This is a genomic window from Emticicia aquatica, assembly GCF_923079645.1.
GTDB lineage: Bacteria > Bacteroidota > Bacteroidia > Cytophagales > Spirosomataceae > Emticicia > Emticicia aquatica.
Genome location: NZ_CAKLPY010000003.1, coordinates 235991 through 257251 on the forward strand (window position 1 = coordinate 235991; position 21261 = coordinate 257251).

Here is a 21261-nt window from a genome sequence, read left to right on the forward strand (position 1 = left end):
CCTTATTTATGCTAAAAATAGCCTACAAAGGTAATGCTATTTTGGCAGTAAATAAGGAATATGTTAATGATAGCTACTTTTATATGCTTGAATTATTCCATTTTTTTCAATTCTTTCAAAAGCATATCAATTTGTTCCATTGTGTTGGATGGAAAATTAGAAATTCTGATTTGAGTATCTTTATTTGGGCCGTAACCGCTTCCAACAATCATGTTTTTGGTTTTCAAAGTTTCAATAATTGCCTTTGATGATTTTTTGGTATCGGCTACAACAACTGTTTTTGAACGATGCTCAGGATTTTTTACCGCAATGCTACATAAACTGCTAGTTTCGAGATACTTATAAATCTTCTTGGCTTTTTCGTCCGTTTCCTTTCTGATATTGTCGATGCCTGTTTTATTCATTTCTTCGGCAACTTTTCCGAGTAAATATATTCCCAAAACATTTGGTGTAGCAGGCGTTTCGTATGTTTCATAATTTTTCCAAAGTACGGGCAAATTATGATGAGCTCCGATAGTTAAACCTTCATATTTCGACAATCTTTTTGCTTTTTCTAGGCACTTTTCGTTGGCAATCCAAACGCCCAAACCTGCTGGTAAACCAAAGGCTTTTTGTACTGAAAAGAAAGCAGTATCAATCAACTCTAGGTCTAATTCAGGAATTGGAGCTGAAGAAACCATATCAACTGCCATCAAACGCTTTTGGTTGCTGCGTTTGAGTTTATGAATATCTGCTTCACGCATTTGCACGCCTGTGCTAGTTTCGTTTTGGGTTACACAGATAAGTTCGGCGTATTCGGGAACTTCAATTTCTCCGTAACTGAAACCTTCGCCAATCGGTTTCTCAAATTTATGAGCAAACTTTTGTGCTGAAACGGCGTATTTATAAAACTTGTCTGAAAAAGAACCATTTACTAAGTGAAAACTTTCGTGTTCGACCAAATTTAATAGAATTCGTTCCCAAACTTCCGATGCCGAACCTGTAAAGAAAATACCCGATGATTCAGGAATATTCATTAATATACGTAGATTTTCAACGCAATGTTGATAAATTTTACGAAATTGTCCGCTTCGATGTGAAATTGAACCGATTTGCTCGTCAATTGCTTGACGCATAAAATCTTCAAATTTTGGATTCAACTCAGCGGGGCCGGCAGTGAAATAAATGTTTTTCATGAATTGTTTTGTTTCGGAGAATTCAAAATTAAAAAAAGTCAGCGAAAGCGTTATCTTGATTGTTATAAATGCTTTAAAAAATATAATTCTTTCTTGAATAGTTATTATAATGTTAAGTCATTTCCTAATTCAATCATCAAAATTTATTCGGGCAAAAATGTAAGATAACTCAATTGTGATTCGTCAAACATATCGTGCGTAATCTCTTGAAGCTCAGCCGCTTCAATACTTTTTATTTCGGAGAAAATATTTTCGAGTGATTCTACTTTTCCAACGTCCAAAATACTTTTTGCCATCATCAACATAAAACTCTGATTACTTTCTTCTGACATGGCCAATTGTCCCATTAATTGCTCCTTGACAGTGTGTAATTGTAGTTTTCCAAGTGGTTTTTCTTTCAAAATTTGCATTTCCTTCAAAATCAACGCATTGGCTTTTTCAAGATTTGATTTATCGGTTGCGAAATAAATACCTAAAAAACCAGTATCTGTAAATGGCGAATAAGTAGCGTCAATGCCGTAAACCAATCCATATTTTTCTCGCAAAGTCATGTTAAGGCGAGAATTCATGCCTGGCCCGCCAAAAAGATTAATGAGCATAAAAAATGGCAAACGTCGCTCGTCTAGCATGGCATAAGAAGGGCGGCCGATGGCACAATGAGCTTGTGTGATTTTTTTCGGAATCGTGATTCTTTGTGCTTGATAATCATTCGGCGGAATTCGCTTCAAATCAGATTTTTTTGCAGGAATATCTTTCAAATATTTTTCTGCAATTTTTATGGCTTTGTTAAAAGGAATATTGCCAACGATTGACATGACAATTTTTTCAGTGTCCATATTTTCGGCAATAAAATCTTGTAACTCCTTGCGAGTAAAGCCTTTAACGCTTTCTTGAGTGCCCAAAATATTCGCTCCTAGTTGGTGATTTGCAAATACAATTTCATCAAAATCATCTTGCAAAGCATCTTCAGGCGAATCTTGATACATCGACATTTCTTCCAAAATTACGCCTCGTTCTTTCTCAATTTGGTTTTCAGGAAAAACCGAATCGAAGGTAATATCAGCCAATAATTCTACTGATTTCTCGAAGTGAGCGTCAAGAACGGATGCGTAGAAACATATCTTTTCTTTGGTTGTATAGGCGTTTAATTCGCCACCAACAGACTCTAATCTATTAATAATATGGTAAGATTTCCGCTTTTTCGTACCTTTGAACGCCATGTGTTCCCAAAAGTGAGCAAGGCCAAGTTGATTCGGTTTTTCGTCACGGCTACCCATATCAAGCATGAGTCCGCAATGAACGACTTGCGTATAAGGCACTTGTCGGTGAGCAATTCGGATGCCGTTGGGCAATGTATGTATTTGATATTCGGTCATAAACTCCTCGCAATAGGCTCTTGTGGTAGGGTTTTAGGCTTTATTTATTGATTTAAGGCATAAATTGTACCGCATAAAGCATATAGCCAAATAATGATAGTCTAATATTTATTGACAAAATTAAGCAAAAGATAGTTCAATGCGAATAGGATTTGATGCAAAAAGGGCTTTTAATAACCAAACTGGTTTAGGCAATTACAGCAGGTTTATTATTGAAGCCTTGCTAAAATATGCCCCCGAAAACGAATTTTTGGCATATACGCCAAAACCGCCAAAGTCTGAAAACAATAGTTTACGTTTACCAATTAAAACGCCAACATCGCTGATTGGCGGTGGATTATGGCGTAGTTGGCTCATTAATGATGATTTGAGAAGAGATAAGATTAGGATTTATCACGGGTTAAGTAACGAAATCCCTTACAGAATTCAGCAATCGGGTGTAAAATCAGTAGTGACAATTCATGATTTGATTTTTTTGCGTTATCCAGAGTTATATCCTGCGATTGATAGATTCTTTTATCAAAAAAAGTTTCGGTATGCTTGCGAAAATGCTGATGCAATTGTGGCAATAAGCCAACAAACGAAAGATGATATTATGGAATTCTACAAAATTCCGTCGGAACGCATCAAAATAATTTATCAAGATTGCCAGTCAATATTTCATCAGAAGCTTGATAGTCAATTGATTAATGAAACAAAATATAAATATTTACTCAAAAAACCGTACTTGATTTGTGTGTCTTCATTCAGTGAAAGAAAAAATCAAAAACGCTTTATTGAAGCTTTTTTATCCTTAAATCTGAAAGAGTATGAGTTGGTGCTGGTTGGAGGAAAATCGAAATATGCGGAAGAAATAGCGAAAGAATCCCCTGAAGGCGTAAAATTTTTATTTGGTGTTCCTTCGGCAGATTTGCCTGCTTTGTACCAAGGTGCTTCATTGTGTGTTTATCCTTCTTTTTTTGAAGGTTTTGGCATTCCGATCGTTGAAGCTTTGCACAGTGGTGTTTCGGTTGTAGCAGCTACTGGCTCATGTTTGGAAGAGGCTGGCGGAAACGGTGCGTTGTATGCTAATCCGTTGAATGTGAGTGATTTAGCAAGTAAAATACAACAAGTTTTGAGTAATGAATCTTTGAGAAATAAATTGATTTTGAAAGGAAAAGAACATATCAAACAGTTTTCGGCTGAACGAATTGCGGGACAATTAGTAGAACTTTATAAAGCAATATAATTAGTTTTTCAATGCAATTTGTAAGCCTAAACCAATCAAAACTGCTCCTGAGATTTTGTTTTGGATTTTCCAGAATTGTTGGAAATTGCTGAGTTTAGCAACGATTTTACTGAAAAGTAAAGCAATCAGAATATTGACAACTGTTCCCGAAAAATTAAACCAAAGTCCTAAAAAAAGGATTTGATTAGTAATATCTGCTGAATGGTTATTGATAAACTGAGGTAAAAAAGCCAAGAAAAAAAGCGACACTTTTGGATTTAAAACGTTTGTTATTGCTCCTTGTTGCAGGGTTTTGAGATTCGTTTTTGTATCACTTTTATTTTGACTAAAAATCATCGTCGAAGGTTTTTCTATAAAACTTCTAAAACCAATATAAATCAGATAAGCCGCTCCTGCATATCGAATGATATTAAACAAAATTTCTGACTGTCGAATAATTACTGAAAGCCCTACAACAGAAGCAAAAATATGCACAAAACAACCCAAACCGATACCAAATGCAGCGAAAATGCCCGCTTTTGTGCCATAACTTAAACTTCTAGAAATAACAAAAACCATGTCGTTTCCTGGTGTGATATTAAGCATTAAAGCTGCTAAAACAAAGAGAGTAAATTGTTGAAAATCAGGCATTTGTTTGATATTTTAAATCTCTTTTTTCATGCAAATACTTTTATCCAAACCAATATATGGGCCATAGTTTTGGATGATTTGGAAGCCTTGTTTTTGGTACAAAGCAATGGCAGAAGCTTGTTTATAAAGCGTTTCCAGCACTAAAGCTTTGAAGCCCAATTCAGCGGCCCATTTTTCTAATTCACTCAAAATCAAAGGAGCAATGCCCAATCCACGACTTTCTGGTTTGACAAACATTCGCTTGATTTCGGCGGTTTCAGTATCCAATTTTTTAAAACACCCACAGCCAACGGCTTGATGCTCGATATAAGCAATTACAACTGTATTATTTTTGTCGATTACATTATAAGTGTCATATTCGGCTTGAGTTTCAGGATATTGCTCCCATAAATGAGCATCTAACAATGCCACCAAAGGAGCAAAATCTGGATTTTCGCTTGTAGTTCGGATAGTTTTTACCATCAATATTATTAGATATTTGCTACTCTAAATGGCATTACTTCGACAAATTTCCAAACTCCTTCTTTAATATAAGGCTCATTATCATACCATTCTTGCATTTTTTCGTCGTTTTCAAATTGCAGAATCATCACTGAGCCAATCATTTTTTCGTTATCGTCAAGCATTGCTCCACCAACTATAAAATTATTATTGGCTTTTAATGCTTTTGCTCCAGCCAAATGCTCTGGTCGAGCTGACATTCTGCGATCAAGTGCTGCTTCATCTTTGCCATCTTGAGCAACTACTACGTATTGTTTCATAAGATTTGTTTTTATTGTAATAATGCAAAGAAAACAGTTTTTTATATTCTTTTGATTAGCTGATTATTTTAAATTTATTTATTTTTTAAAAAATGTGACTTCATTAGATATTTTTAGTCTAAGCGGTTTTTAATAAATAAAAAAAGCGTTGCCAAAACTTTGGCAACGCTTTCCGACGAAATAAACGTGTTACTAACCTTTTTCTATTATTTCCGAGAAAAATTGAAAAATTAACATTCAGTTTAGCTATTATCTAGCTTTTTATATGATAACAGGCCTTTGATTTTATTTGCTGCCTTTACCACCTTTTCCTCTCTTTCTTTCTTTTTCAACTGTTACACCGTCGGTAGTTTCAGTATATTTTAAATCACAAGTGCCATCGCCATAATCTACTATGGTTTTAACACCAGCAGCTGTTATAATTTCTTCCGTTCCGCTCACTGGGAAACCCTTTGAACAAGTGTTTTTTGATACCAATGCTTTCGTAATATTGCTAGAAAACGAAGTTCCATCGCTTGATTTTCCAGTTGTTGAGCCTGTTACTGACGACTCGTCATCGCTACGGTCGGAAGTTCCTTTATTATCAATACTTCTGATGCGTGAACTCGTATAAGTAATCGTTTTGTTTGTATTTGAATTCAAAACTGTAATAGTAGCCAATTTTTCGCTGGCAGTTGCTTTACCATTTACAACTGTTGTAGTGATGGTATGTGTGCCATTGACTGTAAGTGAATCACGCTTTAAATTATCATAAGTAACTGTTCTAACCAATGTTCCCGAAAAAGTAGAATCAGGTTTAACAGGCATCGTAATGGTCATTTTTCCGCCTACTTCTTTATCTCCGCATACGCCACCAGCAACCGCAGTGAAGTCATAAACGATAGAAATTACATTATTTGTAACTGTTTTTGTAACAGTAGCACAATTGCCATCTTTTCCTTTCCAAGGTTTGTCCCATCCCAATCCTAGCATCGGGAAATGTCCGTTTCCACCTTTATCAAGTGTTTCGCCAGTTTCACGGAAGTTTCTACCACCAAAAGGCAAAAATGTGGCATCATCGGCCAATTGATACGCTGATTCTGATTGTTCGTTTACCGTTTGATTGTCAGAAACTACGTTTGCGGCTTGATTACTAGAAGTTACATTTGTGTCATTTTTATCGCAAGAAACAACTGCGATCCCAAGAGCGATACTTAATGTTACAATTTTGAAAAAATTGGTTTTCATTTCGGTTTTTTTAGTTTAAGAGTAATACAGAATAATTATTGTGTACACATCTTTTCATAGAAATAGAACAGTAAGGATTTGAAATTATGGTTATTTTGAGATTAATGACGCTGGGTTTGACAAAAAAGGTTGCACAAGGTTTAAAAGAAAAAATAAAAACTTTTTCACTCAAGATTAATCGGAGAGATTTTATCGTATAATATTTTAGCTGAGAAAACCCTTTCGCTTTTAAAAAAATGACTCTATTTTTGTGAAAAATCTCCTAAAACATTCGCAAAAACCTTATCAAAATAAATATCTCCCTTCGGAGTCGGAGGTTTTTGAATTATGAAACAACAATCCACCAGTATTTTTTCGCTTCAATTTTGGCTACTCTGTATCAGTTCGTTTGTGTTTTTTTCAAGCTTCAATATGCTGATTCCCGAACTACCTGATTATCTGACAAGTTTGGGGGGAGAAGATTATAAAGGTTTGATAATCAGCCTTTTTACGTTGACAGCAGGATTGTCAAGACCATTTAGTGGACGATTAACCGACCGTATTGGGAGAGTTCCTGTGATGGCTTTTGGCTCGTTGGTGTGTTTTGTTTGTGGTTTTTTTTATCCAATAGTTACAACGGTTTATCCATTTTTATTTTTGCGTTTGGTACATGGGTTTTCAACTGGTTTTAAACCAACAGGAACGGCCGCTTATATTGCCGATATTGTTCCAATCAATCGAAGAGGTGAGGCAATGGGCATGCACGGTTTATTGGGTGGACTAGGAATGGCTTTCGGCCCAGCGTTGGGTAGCTGGATTGCTGATACTTTTTCGATAAATGTGCTATTTTATGTTTCATCGATGTTTGCACTTATTTCGATTGCTATTCTATATAATATTAAGGAAACATTACCGAAAACTCATCAGGAAAAGTTTACGATAAATTCGCTTAAAATCAAACGGGAAGACATGTTTGACCCAATGGTTTTACCCGCCGCAATTGTTATTTTTTTGACATCGTTTAGTTTTGGCTCAATCGTAACGCTTACTCCCGATTTAAGTAAAAGTATTGGGTTAAAAAACAAGGGTTTTTATTTCTTGGTATATACGTTAGCATCGCTTTTTATTAGGGTTGTTGCAGGAAAGTTTTCTGATAAAAATGGTCGAATTTCGGTTTTACGCTGGGGTTGTATGACTTTGTTGGTAGCGATGACACTGACTACTTTTGCCAGTAATATTTATATTTTTGTAGCAGCGGCTATTTTTTTTGGTTTAGGAATGGGCGTTGTTTCGCCGATTACGCAAGCTTGGACTGTCGATTTGTGCGAAGAAGAAAATCGTGGTCGAGCTTTAGCAACTATGTATATTTCTCTTGAAGCGGGTATTGGTTTGGGAGCTTTGTTTTCTGCATGGATTTACCAAAATGATGCTTCTCGCTTCCCGATTGCTTTTGCTTCAATGGGTAGTTTAACAATTCTTGCCTTGATTTATTTATACTCGCCTAAAATTCGTCGTATGAAAGCCAATGATTAAAACCACGCTTGGTCAATTTTTCCGATATACTTATTAGATAAATTTCCTGTTAAAAAGGCTTTTATCTGATTTGAAATATTGGGATACAAGTTTACTTTTTCAATTGCGTCAATTTCAAGCCATTTTATTGCTAAAGCCGATGTTTCTTTTGGATTTAAAATAGGTTGTCCTTCTATTATTTTTCCTTCAAAAAGTAAGTGCAATGTTTGCTTTTTTTGTTCGCCATCAGCGTGTATTTCTCCTACTAAAATCAATTCACCGACAGAAACCTCGATGCCTAGCTCTTCAACCATTTCACGAGCTAAGGCATTGCTCAGGTATTCTCCTAATTCTAAATTCCCGCCAGGCAAATTATAAACATCCTGACCGCCGTAATTATACTGCATCGTTAGGATTTTTTGGTTTACTATTATCAGAATTGCTGGTCGTATTTTGATTGCCATTGCAGAAGTTTTATTGAATAAAAAAACAGTGTTTCATCTAAGCAAAAATAAGCATAATTTTCCAAAATTTGTTTTGGCACGCCTTTTGATACCGCTTAATAACAAAATAAAACTTTTTGCTAAAATTTTGATACCTACAAATGTTCAATTTTTAAATAATTAACTTAGAAAAAAATTGCTGTAAAAATGAAAAATTCACCAAATTATAAACTTAATGTAATCGTATTAGTATTAAGTTTATCGCCAGTGCTAGGCTTTTCACAATGTACAAAAGAGCCTCCTGAAATACAATTACCACAAGAAGAAAAGAAAAAAATCATCAAGATTCAGTGTATAATTAATGGAAAAATTGCTCCGCCAAATTTGGCACTTGGTCGAAAAGATATTGATTTAACTCTGAAAACTTTTCCATTTTATGAGCAAGACCGTAAAGAACACAAAGAATTAGTCGTGAAAGAATTTGATGTTTCATTGCTTCGAGACGGAAAAAGAGTTGCCAATCAGGTTATTTTTGGGAATGGTTCGATTGCTTTTTTGGCATCGATGGCAAAAAATGAAGATACATATTTAATACAAGTAAGAGAGGTTTTTGAAAAAACCAAGGAAGGCGATTTGAAACCTTACGCTAAAGGAGTAATCAAATTGGCATACTTATTTTACGACCTTGATGTTTTTAAGCCCGTTGGAAATGCAATTAGTGCTGTTGAAGTGAAATAATAACTGTTTGAATTGGAAAAAGCGTCGGTTGAAAAACTGACGCTTTTTTTATGTATTTATTGGATAAAATTAGTTTTCACATCCTTTGATTTCTGCTTTGAAAACGCTATTTGAGTCAGTTTGAAAACCAGCATTGAGTAAAATAGCACTTCCTGCTTGGTAATTTACTTTGGCAGAAGATACGATTTTGTTGGTTGCCACGATTCTACGATTTGCACTTTTGGTGGTTGTTCCGCTCAAATAATCGTCCGAAGGACTAGCCAACGTCAAATCAAGGTTACCCAGATTAAGTGTCGTTCCATTTGAGTTGCCATCAATAACGGGGTTGGTTGATACAACCCTAATTTTATAGCCTGTTCCTTCGATGATGCTAACGGGAATCGTAGAAGGAATGATTCCTATTGAAGATGAAGAACCAATTACGATTGGGTTATCAAATGAAGCAAATGGGTCAGAAAGTTGAACTTGAAATTGATTATTCAGAGCAAAAGAGCCTATTGCAGTAAAATTAACATCAAAACTGCTACCAACACAAGGCGAAGTTTTAGTAAAAGTTGGTGTACTGATAGTTGCTGAATTTGCAACAATAGAGAAGTTAACGACAGTTGGGCCATATAAAATTGACCCTAAAGCATTGTCTTGGCTGTAACCAGTTATAGTAAGAGCATAATTTCCCACAGGAAGGTTTCGACCCAAAATATAATCACCAGTATTGTTGAAGAGACTAAAAAATGCTAGGTTTTCAGTTGTTTCGTAGTTTTCAAATGGAGTTGGCCCCTGTAGTTTCATTCGGAAACTCTCAATTGTTACAGCATTGCAAATAGGTTTTACCAAAATTGATGTTTCGTAAGGTACTTGGGCAATGACCATATTGTTACTTAATGGAAATTTATAATTAAACGGATTACCTGCTTTTACATAGTCAAACTCAACATTTAAGCACGGAACAATGGTTAAAATTGCAGCTTTTCTAAAACTTGTTGGACAAGGTAAATTACTGCCAATGCAACTTGCTTCGGCATAATATGTATAAGTGCCGATATTAGTGTTGGTAGGAATGTATTCAGAGCCAGTTCCAACTTGATTTCCGCCCGACGGAGCATCCCACCAAGTAATCGAACTAGCTCCACTTGAAGCGTCAGTGTAAATGTTTATTGTAAAGCTTTCTACACAGAGAGGGTCTAATCGACCATTATCATTGGCTAAAAGTTTCCAAATTCCATTCGGATTTTTGCCTATTAAAGTTGAAAGCTTTTGAGCGGGTTTAAAAATGCCTGAGCTTGGTGTTAAACCAATTTGAGTGCCTCCATCGTCAAAAACAGTTGTTACTAAACCGCTTGAAACCGTACCAACGTTATATGTTTCGGCATTCAATAAGTTAATGATTGTATTGTCAGGAGCAACGATTTTGAATGAAACTTCATTGTTATAAGGATAACTATTTCCTCCTGCTGTTCCACAATCATTGATTGTGCCACCATTTCTTTTTCGCCATTTAACCGAAACAGTCACAAATTTAATAATACCGTTGAGGGCTGCTAAAGTAACGGTTGGGTCTGGGCCGCTTTTGGTATTGCCATCGTAACCAATTGTTGGGCCTGTGTAGCTTGCACTTTGTTGTTCAGGACAAAATGAACTTGCCTGTAAACCATTTCCTGTTATTACAATATCACCTAAAGCGATGGTTCGATTTACTGTTGTTGGTACTGAAACAGCCAATTTTTGAGTAACATCAAATGATAATGAGGGAAGCGTACAATTGATATTTGTAATTTCAACATTATAAGTTCCAGATGTTTTGGCAATCAAGCGAGCCTGCGTTGCACCATCAATATTATTGCCATCAAGTTTCCATTGAAACGTATAACCTGCGGCTGTGGTGGCATCAAAAATAACGGAATCGCCTTCACAAAATATCAAAGACCGTGTAACTGTAATTGTCGTTGAAGGACAATTTGGATTTAAAGTTGCCAACACCGCCGCATCAGCTTTGATTAATCCTGCACCAGAGGCGTAGTCAAAACCAGTGTCAAAAACGGGTGTAGTAGGGTCATCCATATCTACACATGAAGCAATGAGAGCAGTTTTTATAGCACTTGTAGTTAGCGATGGATTACCTTGTAGCATTAAACCTGCTACTGCGGCAGCGTGAGGTGCAGCGGCAGATGTACCTGCAAAATTTGGAATTCCATCTGGTTCATAGTCATAACCCGCAATAAAAAAAGAGGTGTTAGCTCTATCAGGAGCAACAATTTCAGGTTTTAATCTATCATCGGGAGTAGCTAAGCGACCTCCAGCAGTAGTAAGATAGATTGGCGTGCCACCTCTTGATGAAAAACTTTCTAAAATGGGAGAATTTACTCCATAAGCAGGCGTTTTATCGTAACTAGCAGCCCCAACCGCAATTGCTCCTTTGGCATTAGCGTGGCCAATAGTAGTTCCAGCTTTGATTCCAATAATATCGGCGGGTGTATCTGTCCAAGCAAGTCGAGCGTAATCAACAAATTTGATATTACTTGGGTTCGTTCCTCTAAACTTGGTTATCATTATATATTTTTTGCCAGTCGAGGAGGTTGATAATATCTCGAAAGGGTCTCCTCCAATATTAGCATCAAAAGAAGCTGCTTCAATGGTGTAGTTGATTTCATCAGTTGTGGTAAGCACATAAATATCAAGGTCTGAAGCCGAGCCAGGAGAGCCATTTCCAACCGATAAATAGGGTTCATCCCATTGAAAAGCCATCAATAATCCTCTACTTCCAGCCGTTACGGGTAAAAAGTAAACAGGATTAGCAACTGTTCCAAAATTATGGGCAATAGCACCATCACCAAAAGGCTCAAATGTTGATGCTTGAAAAGGAGCTTCATACGAATAATGAAATTGATTACCCGCCGATGAAAAATATGTTGCACCTTTTACATTTACGGCATAATCAACCGCTTGAGCAATAACTCCATCTTGAAAATAAGGTTCATTAAAATAAATCACATCATCGACAATTACTTTACAACCAGCATCAGCTAAAGCCCTGATTCCATTGGCAAAGTCAATGTCAGAATTGAATGCTGTATAAAAGTAAAGTTTAGCACCGGGAGCAACATCATGAATAATTTCTAGCATTGCTCGACCTTCATCATCGCCAGTACCATCATTCAAATCGCTGAGTACAGTTACAGGAACCGTAAACCCATTTGGATTGCCAGTTCCTGGGAGTTCTCCCGCTGTTATACTTGTTGAAGCCCCATTTAAGTGATCATAACTGTCCGAAAGAACACCAATTTTTACACCAGTTCCATTCAAACCTGTAAGCTGACGAGCAATATTAGACCGTTGGGCCGCATCTCCTTGCGAAAGTACTGGGCCAGAATTGTGAATAGGTTTTAAAACAGGTTGCATCCAATTGATGCTTTTACTTGATGTTAACCCCAAAATTTTATTTATTTCCAACCAACAAGTAATTGTTGTTTCATGTGTTGCAATAATTTCAGCACCTACATTTGTTAGCTCTTTTTTTGAACCAGCATTATTGACAATTACATTAACCAAGATTTTTTGATTATTGTCTTTGAAAGAAAACAAAGAATAATTTAAAATATTGAAAGTATTATTGGGTGCTTGAAGCAAATTTACCCCATCTACTACAGCCGATAATCCTAATTTTAATTTAGGGTTTTTGGTGTTTTGATTGAGAGAAGAAACAATTTTTTGTGCATTTCCAACAAAGGAAAGGCAACAAAAAACTACTCCCCAAGCAAATAATAGGAATTGTTTTTTCATTTTTTAAGTGTGTCCTTTATAATATTTTAAATAGTATAGCTATAATAATAACGAGTTTCTGTTTTTAGAACGTATGGTTACTCAAAAAAATAGAATAATTGTACAAGTTGCTTTAAAAATGGAATTATAACAATTATTGTGCAATAGTTTTACTTAACGGAAACATTTTTTCGACCATAGATTGAATAAAATTCAACAAAGAATCATAATTATTGAGATTAAATTAAGTTGACAAAATAAGTGTTTTTTGCGTAAATGCTTGTCTATCAGTAAATTAGGGTATTTATTTGCTTCGCTTTTTTGGGGATAATAACTATCACTCTTTTGAAACCTCAATTCTTGAACCGAATTGTTTTGAGTTTAGAAGTAGATATACTAATTTTACATCCGCAAAAATGCAAAATTCTAAGCGAAAAATGAGAGAGATACAATTTAGAGAAGCCCTACGTGAAGCCTTATCAGAAGAAATGCGTCGTGATGAAAACGTATTCTTGATGGGCGAAGAAGTAGCCGAATATAACGGTGCTTATAAAGTAAGTCAAGGTATGTTGGATGAATTCGGTGCAAAACGAGTTATCGACACACCAATCGCTGAGTTAGGTTTCGGTGGAATCGGTGTCGGTGCAGCTGTAAACGGTTTGCGTCCAGTTATCGAATTTATGACCTTCAACTTTTCATTGGTTGCTATTGACCAAATCATCAATTCTGCGGCCAAATTTATGGCAATGTCGGCAGGGCAATATTCTTGTCCAATCGTATTTCGTGGCCCAACTGGAAATGCAGGTCAATTAGGTGCTCAACACTCACAAAACTTTGAAAACTGGTTTGCTAATACACCAGGTTTGAAAGTAGTAGTACCATGTAGCCCTTATGAAGCTAAAGGTTTATTGAAAGCCTCAATTCGTGACAGTGACCCTACTATCTTTATGGAGTCAGAGCAAATGTATGGCGATAAAGGTGAAGTTCCAGAAGGCGAATATATCATTCCATTGGGTAAAGCCAATGTAGTAAAAGAAGGTTCAAACGTAACAATCGTTTCGTTTGGAAAAATGATTCCGAGAGTTGTTCTTCCTGCCATTGCTGAATTAGAAAAGGATGGAATCAGTGTTGAATTAATCGACTTACGTACCGTTCGTCCGATTGATTATGCAACCGTTATCAATTCTGTTAAGAAAACAAACCGTTGTGTAGTAGTTGAAGAAGCATGGCCTTTGGCAGCGATTTCATCAGAAATTACTTATCACTTACAACGATATGCGTTTGATTATCTTGATGCTCCAGTGATTCGTGTAAATAACATGGATATTCCACTTCACTATGCTCCAACGCTCATCGAAGCTACTTTACCAAATGTAAAACGTACAGTAGATGCAGTTAAGAAAGTGATGTATAAATAATATTACTTGTAAATTTGAAAAAGCATTGTTCGATTCGGGCAATGCTTTTTTGTTGGCTTATTTTTGTTTCATCTGTCGCTTTCGTAATTTACTCAAAAACTCAGGCGTAATACCCAAATAGGAAGCAATAAAATGCTGAGGAACTCGCTGTGGAAGCGAAGGATAACGTTTCAGAAATTCTTCAAATTTATCCATTGCCGTATAGGAAACAGTACTGAATAATCGTTTTTGAAGCACACTCAAATGTCGCTGAATCATTAACCTAAACATTCGTTCAAGTTTCGGAACTCGAGCCAATAACTCATCTTTTGATGCACGAGAAAGCACCAAGATTTCGCAATCTTCCAATGTTTCGATGTACATAATACTTGGTGTTTGATTCTCGAAACTCGTAATATCGCTTACCCACCAGTCTTCCACCGCAAACTCTAGCGTAAGTTCTTGTCCTTTGTGGTCAATAAAATATTCTCTAATACATCCTTTCAATACATAAGCTTCAAAATTACATATATCACCAGCGTTGAGAAGCATTGTTTTTTTAGGAATTTCTCGCAACTGCATACAAGCTTTTACTACTGATAATTCTTCAGCAGTGAGGTTAACAAATTTTGAAATGTAGTTTTGAATGCTTTCTTGCATGAATATGACTTATAATTGCGGTAATAATTTTATTTCTTGTTCCAGTTTAATGCTTTTTCTGAGAAGAAATCTCAACTTTGTAATTAAATTATTAGTTTACAGTATTGACGATTTCACAAAGGTATTTTTTTGCCAAAAAATCATCATTATCTACGTTATATTGAAACTTGAAATAAAGATTCTAAGTTCAGTATTTTGATTTTACAAACAGTTTTTTCATAAACAAAACCTATATTTACTATGAATTACACAGCATCACCGCAGCGTTACCAAGACATGGAATACCGTCGTTGTGGTAAAAGTGGATTAAAACTTCCTGCACTTTCATTAGGGCTTTGGCATAATTTCGGTGGCATTGATAATTTTGAAAATGCCCGTACAATTTTGAAATTAGCTTTTGATAACGGTGTTACACACATTGACTTAGCCAATAATTATGGACCACCAGCAGGTTCGGCCGAAGAAACTTTTGGACAAGTTTTCCAAAAAGATTTGAAACCTTACAGAGATGAATTGGTAATTACAACTAAGGCTGGTTATTATATGTGGGAAGGCCCGTATGGCGAATGGGGTTCAAAAAAATATTTGGTTTCGAGCTTAGACCAAAGCCTAAAGAGAATGGGTTTAGATTATGTTGATATTTTCTATCATCACCGCCCTGACCCTGAAACCCCTCTAGAAGAAACAATGTCGGCACTTGATTTAATTGTTCGTCAAGGAAAAGCATTATACGTGGGAATTTCAAATTATAGTGCTGCTGATACCGAAAAAGCCGCTAAGATTTTGAAAGAATTAGGTACACCGTGTATCATTCATCAAGCGAAATATTCGATGTTCGACCGTTGGGTAGAAGGTGGTTTGTTGGATGTTTTAGAAGCCAACGGAGTGGGTTGCGTAGCATTTTCTCCACTTGCACAAGGCTTATTATCAAATAAATATATCAAGGGAATTCCAGCAGATTCGAGAGCTGCTTCAGGGCGTGGCAATGGTGCGATTGAAGAAAACCGAATTACGGAGGAAAACGTAAATAAAGTAATCAAACTCAATGATTTAGCCGTAAAACGTGGTCAAAATTTGGCACAAATGGCATTATCTTGGATATTGAAAGACCCACGTATTACATCGGTTATTTTGGGTGTTAGTAAACCACAACAACTGACGGATTCATTACAATGTCTAAAAAATACTTCTTTTGACGAAGCAGAATTACAAGAAATCAATAGTATTTTGGCTTAAAAAGCATTATTTTTAAACTTAAAACCTTATTTAGATGCAAAAACATATTTTATTTTCATTGGCTTTCAGCACATTTGCGTATGTTTCGTGTGCTCAAAGTTCAAGTACTTCGGTAGAAACAAAAGCTCCTAACTCTACGTATCCATCGGCATTTCAAGGGCAGACCCGTATAGGAGCAGTAAAAACTCAAACGCCTTATGATTTTAAAGTGCTTACTGAAGGACTTACTTCTCCGTGGGGAGTGAAAAGTTTGCCTGATGGCAGATTGATTATCACTGAAAAAAGTGGAGTGATGAGAATCGCAAAGACAAATGGCGAATTGAGTAAACCAATTACTGGAGCTCCAGCGGTAAACTCTGATGGACAAGGTGGGTTATTGGGTATTACTATCGACCCAGCTTTCGAGAAAAACCGAATGATTTATTGGACTTTCTCTGAAAATGTAACAGGAGGCACGCACACATCGGTAGCCAAAGGAAAACTTTCGACTGATGAAACCACCATTGAAGGTGCAACCGTTATTTACAGAGCAACTCCAGCTCATAAAGGTAATTTGCACTACGGTGGAAGAATTATTTTTGATAAAAATGGCAATTTATTTGTGAGTACTGGCGAGCGTTCAGACATGATTACACGCCCACAAGCACAACAACTTAATTCAAGTCTTGGAAAAATTCTTCATATCACAACTGATGGAAAACCAGTAGAAGGAAATCCATTTATAGGCAAAGAAGGTGCAAAACCAGAACTTTATTCTTATGGACATAGAAACGTACAAGGTTTGACTTTCCACCCTGTAACAGGCGAGCTTTTCTCGAATGAGTTTGGGCCAAGAGGTGGCGATGAAATCAACCATGTACAAGCAGGTAAAAACTATGGATGGCCAACAATTACTTATGGCACAGAGTATAGCGGAAAGAAAGTTGGCGACGCAATTCAACAAAAAGAAGGACTCGAACAACCTGTTTATTATTGGGACCCATCAGTTTCGCCAAGTGGAATGACTTTTTATAGCGGCGATATGATTCCTGAATGGAAAAACAACCTTTTTGTAGGCTGTTTGAGTGGTATGCACATTGCTCGTTTGATAATCGAAAATAACCGAGTTGTTGGCGAAGAAAGATTGCTTTCGGAAGAATACCAACGTTTCCGTGACGTAACTCAAGGCAAAGATGGTGCATTATATGCTGTAACTGACCAAGGTCGTCTTTATAGAATTGCTAAGAAATAACATAATTAGTTAATAAATGTTGTAAAAAAACGTGTCCGAAGGTCGAGACACGTTTTTTTATATAAGCTTATTTAGCGTTGATTGTTTTGTCTATTACTTCAAGTAAACCATGTTGTGGCTTGTCTTCGCCTAATTGCCAAAACATGATACCATTCAATTTATTTTTGACAACATATTCGGTTTTGAGTTTCATTGATTCAGGGTCGTCGTAAGAGAAGAAGCTTTTTTCTTCTTCTGAAAACATATAAGGAGCTTGTGCGGTAGCATCCCAATATTTTTTGTAAGTCTTATGCTCGGCCAAAAATCCTTCTAAAGCATTATAAGAAAGTCCTCTTTCAAATGCACATGGCTGATAAAGTCCGTTGTTTTCGGTTGCTTTTAGCTTGAAAATTCTGCCGTACATGGCTGCTCCAATCGCAATTTTATTGGCAGGAACGCTTTTGGCAATGAGCATTTTTACCCCATTATCAACCGATTCTTTTAGCTGTGGCGTAGCGTACAGACCTGTGTGGTGGCCGCTTACTTCGCTGTATCCGTTTACCAAATCATAACTCATCAAATTGATTCTGTCGAGAAGCGGCGTAACTTTTTCCCATTCAACCGATTCTTCAATGTAATTACTAAAACCACCTGCTGCAAAACTTAATTCATATTTATTGCCAAAAGTTGCTCGGAGAGTTTTAATGAGTGCCGTAAAATTTGGTTTATCTTCGGGCATAAACGGATGTCCAGGCGGGCCAGCAATGGCTGGGTATTCCCAATCTAAATCTAGTCCATCTGCATTGAAACTGACCAAAAGTTTTTTCACCGAAACTGCAAATTCTTCTCGTGCTTTTTGGGTAGAAAATACGCCCGAACAAGTATAGCAGCCTTCCCAGCCACCCAAAGAAAGGATAACTTTGAGTCTCGGATTCTTCTTTTTCAATTCCACTAAATGCTTGATAGTCAGGCTGTCATTTTTATTATCAATAGCCAAAACGTTGCCTTTTAGGTGTAAAAAAGAAAAAATAATATGCGTGAGTTTATCAACCTGATACTTGTCAATATTTTGACTATTTCCAGCGTAATAACCAATGACAGCTATTTCTTTTTCTTTTTTAGGTTTGATGGAAGTGTTTGCCGCAAAAATAAAAAAACAAGAGCAGGCAAGTAGGAGGGTTTTAGTTTGTGATTTCATGAAGATTTCTTAGAAAAAACTTTAAAATGGATTTATTTAAAAGATTTTTCAAAGATACGATTGAAAAAGGTTTTTACCGCCCAAATCTCAAACCAACAGTCGTAATATTCTGGGTAGCCGAACTTCTTTCTAATTTATTCAAGAAAACATTCTTAATATCAGCTTCCACAAAAAGATTCACCACTCCATAACCCATATTTAGAATAATTCCGTAGCGGTATGGATTCTCTGGATTTTTGATACTCACTTTTGTTTCTTGCTGATTTAGGGCTTTAATTTCTGCATAGTTTCTGCTTCCTCTCAACAACATTCCGATATAAGCACCAACACCAAAATTGAATGTTTTTTGATTATTTTGTCCATAAAAATTAATGGTAGGTATTATCTTAAAATCGGTATAAAACAACGACTGATTATTGGTGTATGGCGTTATTTCTTTAGGTAAAGCAGTTGTATTAAAACGGTCAACAGTATAATAATTATCACCATTTTTGGCAGGTTTATATACAGCTACGGTGTCATATTTTGTATTATCAAGACTGTTCAAACGCAATAAATAGGCTGTTCGTTTGGTGCTGGTGCTTTGTAAATGATACCAACTTAAATCAAAACCGTAACGTAATACAATTTCTTTTCGACCTGTTCGGACAAAACTTTCTTGTCGCATCAAAGCAATGCTTAGGCTAGGTGAAGTAAAGAAATTCTGGCGAAAAATCTGCTCTGTTAGCTTAAAAGGATTATAAGTGGCATTGCTAACTTGTAGATAATTAGCCGAATTCAACCCAATCGAAAAATTAAGGTAAGTGTTTCTTTTTAGACGTTGCCAAGGAGTCAAACCTTCCAATTGGCGTTGAAGCGTTGTTTCTTTGGTATAAGAATTTCCTTCATAGTCCTGCCGAAAACTTCGACGAACATTATTGGGCATTTCTTCCAAATCCTGGTTCATTTGCACCACAATTCTGTTCAAATCATATTTTTCCAAAGCTTTTAAATCTTCACGGGTTTGGCCCCAAAGCACAATTTTTTTTCTTTTACCAATATTCACTACAATCGAGTCAATATCACTAAAGTTTTCGGCAAAACTAACCGATGAATAAAATAAAAAAAAGAGTGGAAATAGCTTTTTCATCGTAAAAATTGGGGATTAAAAAGTCTTACTTATCCGTAGAGTCGGCGGTCATCGTTTCGTTTTTGAAACTTTCTTTCACAAATGCCCAAACTTTATTCGGTTTATTGTTGATTGAAGGAAGTTCTTCTGTTGGTTCAGCACCAAACTTGTTTAGTTTCTTTGTGAAACGAGCCAAAAAGCCACCTTTTTTTTCTTTTTTAGGAAGATTATACCCTTCTTCATCATCAGGAATTTCTAAAATAGCAATTCGTTCTCTTTTTTGAGGAATCTTCTTTTCGAGTAAATTTGGATTCGCTACGAATGTAACAGTACTTTCTGAAAATGTAGGTTCAACTTTACTAGTCGCTTCTTCAGCAAGATTCACCACTTCTTTTTGCTCCGAAAATACGGTTGTATCTAGCGGTTTTTCTATTTCTTCAGTTATTGGAACAGTATTTTCTGCCAAAATTCGTTGAACAATGATTGACTGAGGAAAAGATTTCTCTTTGTTGTTTTCTTGTGTCGATTTAGTAGCTTTTGATACGTTTGGTTGTGTCGATATAGTATTTTTTGAATTATTAATCGCTTGATTATCAGTTTTTTCTGTGAGATTTTGGTTGAAAAAATAAAAGCCAACTCCTCCTAATACTACAATGCTTGCGGCCATACTTGTCCACCAAATAAACGGAGTTTTTTGTTTACCTTGCTTTTGCTCAATGCGTTGCCATACGTCCCGTTTGTTCCAGTCGGGTTCAAAATCGGTATGATCGATTTTCTGTTGAATATGCTTATAAAATTCGTCTGCCTGCATGACTTTTATCAATTTGAACGGTATCCGATTGCGTGTCAACTATTTTGACGGCATCCCGTATGAGAATTTTCTTTTGTAATAATTTTCGAGCGTGGTTTAGCTGCGATTTTGATGTTCCTTCATTAATATTAAGTTTTTCGGCAATTTCTTTGTGCGAAAATCCTTCAATCGCAAAAAGGTTAAAAATAGTTCGATAACCGTCTGGTAACTCTGCAATGAGTTTATAAATTTCATCGCTTGAAATCGAGTCGAGGATATTTTCTTCGACTGGCATTTCAATGGCTTCACTTTCTGGCATCAAATGAAAATTGGCTTGTTTTCTTAAAAGCATCAAAGCTTCGTTAACAACAATTTTTTTCATCCAAGCTTCAAACGAACGAAGACTTTCAAACCTAAAATTTGGTGCACCATCAAAAATTTTCAAGAATGAATCTACCACCAAATCTTCGGCAGTCATTCGGTCACGAACATAGCGATACGCCACTCGGTACAAAAAGCTACCGTAATACTCAAAAACTTTCTTTTGGGCATTTGCGTTTTTGCTTCGCAAGCTTTCTATGGTAGCAGTAGCAATCAAGGTTAGTAAGGGACGTTTTTAATAGGTAAATGCAAAATCAAACCAAAAAGTTGTATGAGAATAAAAATATTTTTCAAAGCCAAACCCTTGATTATAAGTCTTTGGATTACTGATTACCATATTCTTTGCAAGAAAATAAGCCTTGTTGAAAGATATATGTGAAATTATTATAAAAAACAATTAAAATAATTGGTGAGGTTTTGTTTTTTCGATTGAAATATCTAATTTTGCAGTCCGTT

At 36.1% G+C, this 21261-nt stretch carries 19 protein-coding genes; 6 read left to right on the top strand and 13 right to left on the bottom strand.

The annotated features are described in order from the left end of the window. Positions 1–92: 92 nt before the first annotated feature. The gene (locus tag MJQ71_RS17785) at positions 93–1175 is read right to left on the bottom strand and encodes an aminotransferase class V-fold PLP-dependent enzyme (RefSeq protein WP_238808182.1); all 1083 of its coding nucleotides are present in this window, start codon (positions 1173–1175) and stop codon (positions 93–95) included. A 143-nt stretch (positions 1176–1318) separates the two neighbouring features. Beyond that, positions 1319–2551 carry a M16 family metallopeptidase gene (locus MJQ71_RS17790; RefSeq protein ID WP_238808184.1) on the bottom strand — a complete coding sequence of 411 codons (1233 nt, stop codon included), beginning with the start codon at positions 2549–2551 and terminating at the stop codon, positions 1319–1321. Between the two features lie 139 nt (positions 2552–2690). Between MJQ71_RS17790 and MJQ71_RS17795 the strand changes: the two genes are divergently transcribed. Next, entirely contained in the window at positions 2691–3779 is a 1089-nt protein-coding gene (locus MJQ71_RS17795) for a glycosyltransferase family 4 protein (RefSeq protein ID WP_238808186.1), read from the top strand. Here MJQ71_RS17795 and MJQ71_RS17800 read toward each other — a convergent pair whose 3' ends face one another. The 4 genes from MJQ71_RS17800 to MJQ71_RS17815 form a co-directional block, all read right to left on the bottom strand. Further along, positions 3780–4409 (bottom strand): LysE family translocator, encoded by a 630-nt coding sequence (locus MJQ71_RS17800; RefSeq protein WP_238808187.1) that lies wholly within the window; start codon positions 4407–4409, stop codon positions 3780–3782. A gap of 12 nt (positions 4410–4421) precedes the next feature. Then, positions 4422–4871, bottom strand: a complete 450-nt coding sequence (locus tag MJQ71_RS17805; RefSeq protein WP_238808188.1) for a GNAT family N-acetyltransferase — start codon at positions 4869–4871, stop codon at positions 4422–4424. 8 nt (positions 4872–4879) lie between these two features. Continuing rightward, positions 4880–5170 (bottom strand): YciI family protein, encoded by a 291-nt coding sequence (locus MJQ71_RS17810; protein ID WP_238808189.1) that lies wholly within the window; start codon positions 5168–5170, stop codon positions 4880–4882. A gap of 285 nt (positions 5171–5455) precedes the next feature. After that, positions 5456–6397 (bottom strand): hypothetical protein, encoded by a 942-nt coding sequence (locus MJQ71_RS17815; RefSeq protein ID WP_238808190.1) that lies wholly within the window; start codon positions 6395–6397, stop codon positions 5456–5458. Positions 6398–6724: 327 nt separating this feature from the next. Between MJQ71_RS17815 and MJQ71_RS17820 the strand changes: the two genes are divergently transcribed. After that, entirely contained in the window at positions 6725–7909 is a 1185-nt protein-coding gene (locus tag MJQ71_RS17820; protein WP_238808192.1) for an MFS transporter, read from the top strand. On the opposite strand, the gene MJQ71_RS17825 is transcribed toward MJQ71_RS17820, so the two are convergent. Then, positions 7906–8352 carry an NUDIX domain-containing protein gene (locus tag MJQ71_RS17825; protein WP_238808194.1) on the bottom strand — a complete coding sequence of 149 codons (447 nt, stop codon included), beginning with the start codon at positions 8350–8352 and terminating at the stop codon, positions 7906–7908. The two genes, MJQ71_RS17820 and MJQ71_RS17825, sit on opposite strands and share 4 nt — an antisense overlap. Before the next feature lie 186 nt (positions 8353–8538). Between MJQ71_RS17825 and MJQ71_RS17830 the strand changes: the two genes are divergently transcribed. Beyond that, entirely contained in the window at positions 8539–9069 is a 531-nt protein-coding gene (locus MJQ71_RS17830) for a hypothetical protein (RefSeq protein WP_238808196.1), read from the top strand. A gap of 69 nt (positions 9070–9138) precedes the next feature. On the opposite strand, the gene MJQ71_RS17835 is transcribed toward MJQ71_RS17830, so the two are convergent. Further along, positions 9139–12846: a 3-coathanger stack domain-containing protein gene (locus MJQ71_RS17835; protein WP_238808197.1), complete on the bottom strand. Its 3708-nt coding sequence runs from the start codon at positions 12844–12846 to the stop codon at positions 9139–9141. Between the two features lie 395 nt (positions 12847–13241). Here MJQ71_RS17835 and MJQ71_RS17840 point away from each other — a divergent pair, with 395 nt between their 5' ends. After that, positions 13242–14243, top strand: a complete 1002-nt coding sequence (locus MJQ71_RS17840) for a pyruvate dehydrogenase complex E1 component subunit beta (protein ID WP_290370193.1) — start codon at positions 13242–13244, stop codon at positions 14241–14243. Between the two features lie 57 nt (positions 14244–14300). Here MJQ71_RS17840 and MJQ71_RS17845 read toward each other — a convergent pair whose 3' ends face one another. Beyond that, positions 14301–14882: a Crp/Fnr family transcriptional regulator gene (locus tag MJQ71_RS17845; RefSeq protein WP_238808199.1), complete on the bottom strand. Its 582-nt coding sequence runs from the start codon at positions 14880–14882 to the stop codon at positions 14301–14303. A gap of 240 nt (positions 14883–15122) precedes the next feature. On the opposite strand from MJQ71_RS17845, the gene mgrA reads away from it, so the two are divergent. Together mgrA and MJQ71_RS17855 are read left to right on the top strand one after the other, a co-directional pair. Then, the gene (mgrA, locus tag MJQ71_RS17850; RefSeq protein WP_238808200.1) at positions 15123–16118 is read left to right on the top strand and encodes an L-glyceraldehyde 3-phosphate reductase; all 996 of its coding nucleotides are present in this window, start codon (positions 15123–15125) and stop codon (positions 16116–16118) included. A gap of 34 nt (positions 16119–16152) precedes the next feature. Continuing rightward, positions 16153–17349: a PQQ-dependent sugar dehydrogenase gene (locus tag MJQ71_RS17855; protein WP_238808201.1), complete on the top strand. Its 1197-nt coding sequence runs from the start codon at positions 16153–16155 to the stop codon at positions 17347–17349. Positions 17350–17416: 67 nt separating this feature from the next. On the opposite strand, the gene MJQ71_RS17860 is transcribed toward MJQ71_RS17855, so the two are convergent. The 4 genes from MJQ71_RS17860 to MJQ71_RS17875 all read right to left on the bottom strand — a co-directional run bounded on the left by MJQ71_RS17860 (position 17417) and on the right by MJQ71_RS17875 (position 21022). Next, on the bottom strand, positions 17417–18526 hold the full coding sequence (locus MJQ71_RS17860; protein ID WP_238808202.1) for a glycoside hydrolase family 18 protein: 1110 nt from the start codon (positions 18524–18526) through the stop codon (positions 17417–17419). Between the two features lie 73 nt (positions 18527–18599). Next, entirely contained in the window at positions 18600–19655 is a 1056-nt protein-coding gene (locus MJQ71_RS17865) for a hypothetical protein (RefSeq protein ID WP_238808203.1), read from the bottom strand. A 25-nt stretch (positions 19656–19680) separates the two neighbouring features. Then, positions 19681–20445 (bottom strand): hypothetical protein, encoded by a 765-nt coding sequence (locus MJQ71_RS17870; protein ID WP_238808205.1) that lies wholly within the window; start codon positions 20443–20445, stop codon positions 19681–19683. Then, positions 20423–21022 (bottom strand): RNA polymerase sigma factor, encoded by a 600-nt coding sequence (locus MJQ71_RS17875; protein ID WP_374759624.1) that lies wholly within the window; start codon positions 21020–21022, stop codon positions 20423–20425. Before MJQ71_RS17875 ends, MJQ71_RS17870 begins: the two co-directional genes overlap by 23 nt. Positions 21023–21261: the final 239 nt, after the last annotated feature.

Bases quoted from the DNA above. Each gene is read 5' to 3' on its own strand.
- MJQ71_RS17815 (WP_238808190.1), bottom strand. From the start codon at position 6,397: ATGAAAACCAATTTTTTCAAAATTGTAACATTAAGTATCGCTCTTGGG.
- MJQ71_RS17830 (WP_238808196.1), top strand. From the start codon at position 8,539: ATGAAAAATTCACCAAATTATAAACTTAATGTAATCGTATTAGTATTA.
- MJQ71_RS17800 (WP_238808187.1), bottom strand. From the start codon at position 4,409: ATGCCTGATTTTCAACAATTTACTCTCTTTGTTTTAGCAGCTTTAATG.
- MJQ71_RS17820 (WP_238808192.1), top strand. From the start codon at position 6,725: ATGAAACAACAATCCACCAGTATTTTTTCGCTTCAATTTTGGCTACTC.
- MJQ71_RS17870 (WP_238808205.1), bottom strand. From the start codon at position 20,445: ATGCAGGCAGACGAATTTTATAAGCATATTCAACAGAAAATCGATCAT.
- MJQ71_RS17795 (WP_238808186.1), top strand. From the start codon at position 2,691: ATGCGAATAGGATTTGATGCAAAAAGGGCTTTTAATAACCAAACTGGT.
- MJQ71_RS17810 (WP_238808189.1), bottom strand. From the start codon at position 5,170: ATGAAACAATACGTAGTAGTTGCTCAAGATGGCAAAGATGAAGCAGCA.
- MJQ71_RS17855 (WP_238808201.1), top strand. From the start codon at position 16,153: ATGCAAAAACATATTTTATTTTCATTGGCTTTCAGCACATTTGCGTAT.
- MJQ71_RS17860 (WP_238808202.1), bottom strand. From the start codon at position 18,526: ATGAAATCACAAACTAAAACCCTCCTACTTGCCTGCTCTTGTTTTTTT.
- MJQ71_RS17845 (WP_238808199.1), bottom strand. From the start codon at position 14,882: ATGCAAGAAAGCATTCAAAACTACATTTCAAAATTTGTTAACCTCACT.
- MJQ71_RS17785 (WP_238808182.1), bottom strand. From the start codon at position 1,175: ATGAAAAACATTTATTTCACTGCCGGCCCCGCTGAGTTGAATCCAAAA.
- MJQ71_RS17865 (WP_238808203.1), bottom strand. From the start codon at position 19,655: ATGAAAAAGCTATTTCCACTCTTTTTTTTATTTTATTCATCGGTTAGT.
- MJQ71_RS17790 (WP_238808184.1), bottom strand. From the start codon at position 2,551: ATGACCGAATATCAAATACATACATTGCCCAACGGCATCCGAATTGCT.
- MJQ71_RS17805 (WP_238808188.1), bottom strand. From the start codon at position 4,871: ATGGTAAAAACTATCCGAACTACAAGCGAAAATCCAGATTTTGCTCCT.
- MJQ71_RS17840 (WP_290370193.1), top strand. From the start codon at position 13,242: ATGCAAAATTCTAAGCGAAAAATGAGAGAGATACAATTTAGAGAAGCC.
- MJQ71_RS17825 (WP_238808194.1), bottom strand. From the start codon at position 8,352: ATGGCAATCAAAATACGACCAGCAATTCTGATAATAGTAAACCAAAAA.
- MJQ71_RS17835 (WP_238808197.1), bottom strand. From the start codon at position 12,846: ATGAAAAAACAATTCCTATTATTTGCTTGGGGAGTAGTTTTTTGTTGC.
- mgrA (WP_238808200.1), top strand. From the start codon at position 15,123: ATGAATTACACAGCATCACCGCAGCGTTACCAAGACATGGAATACCGT.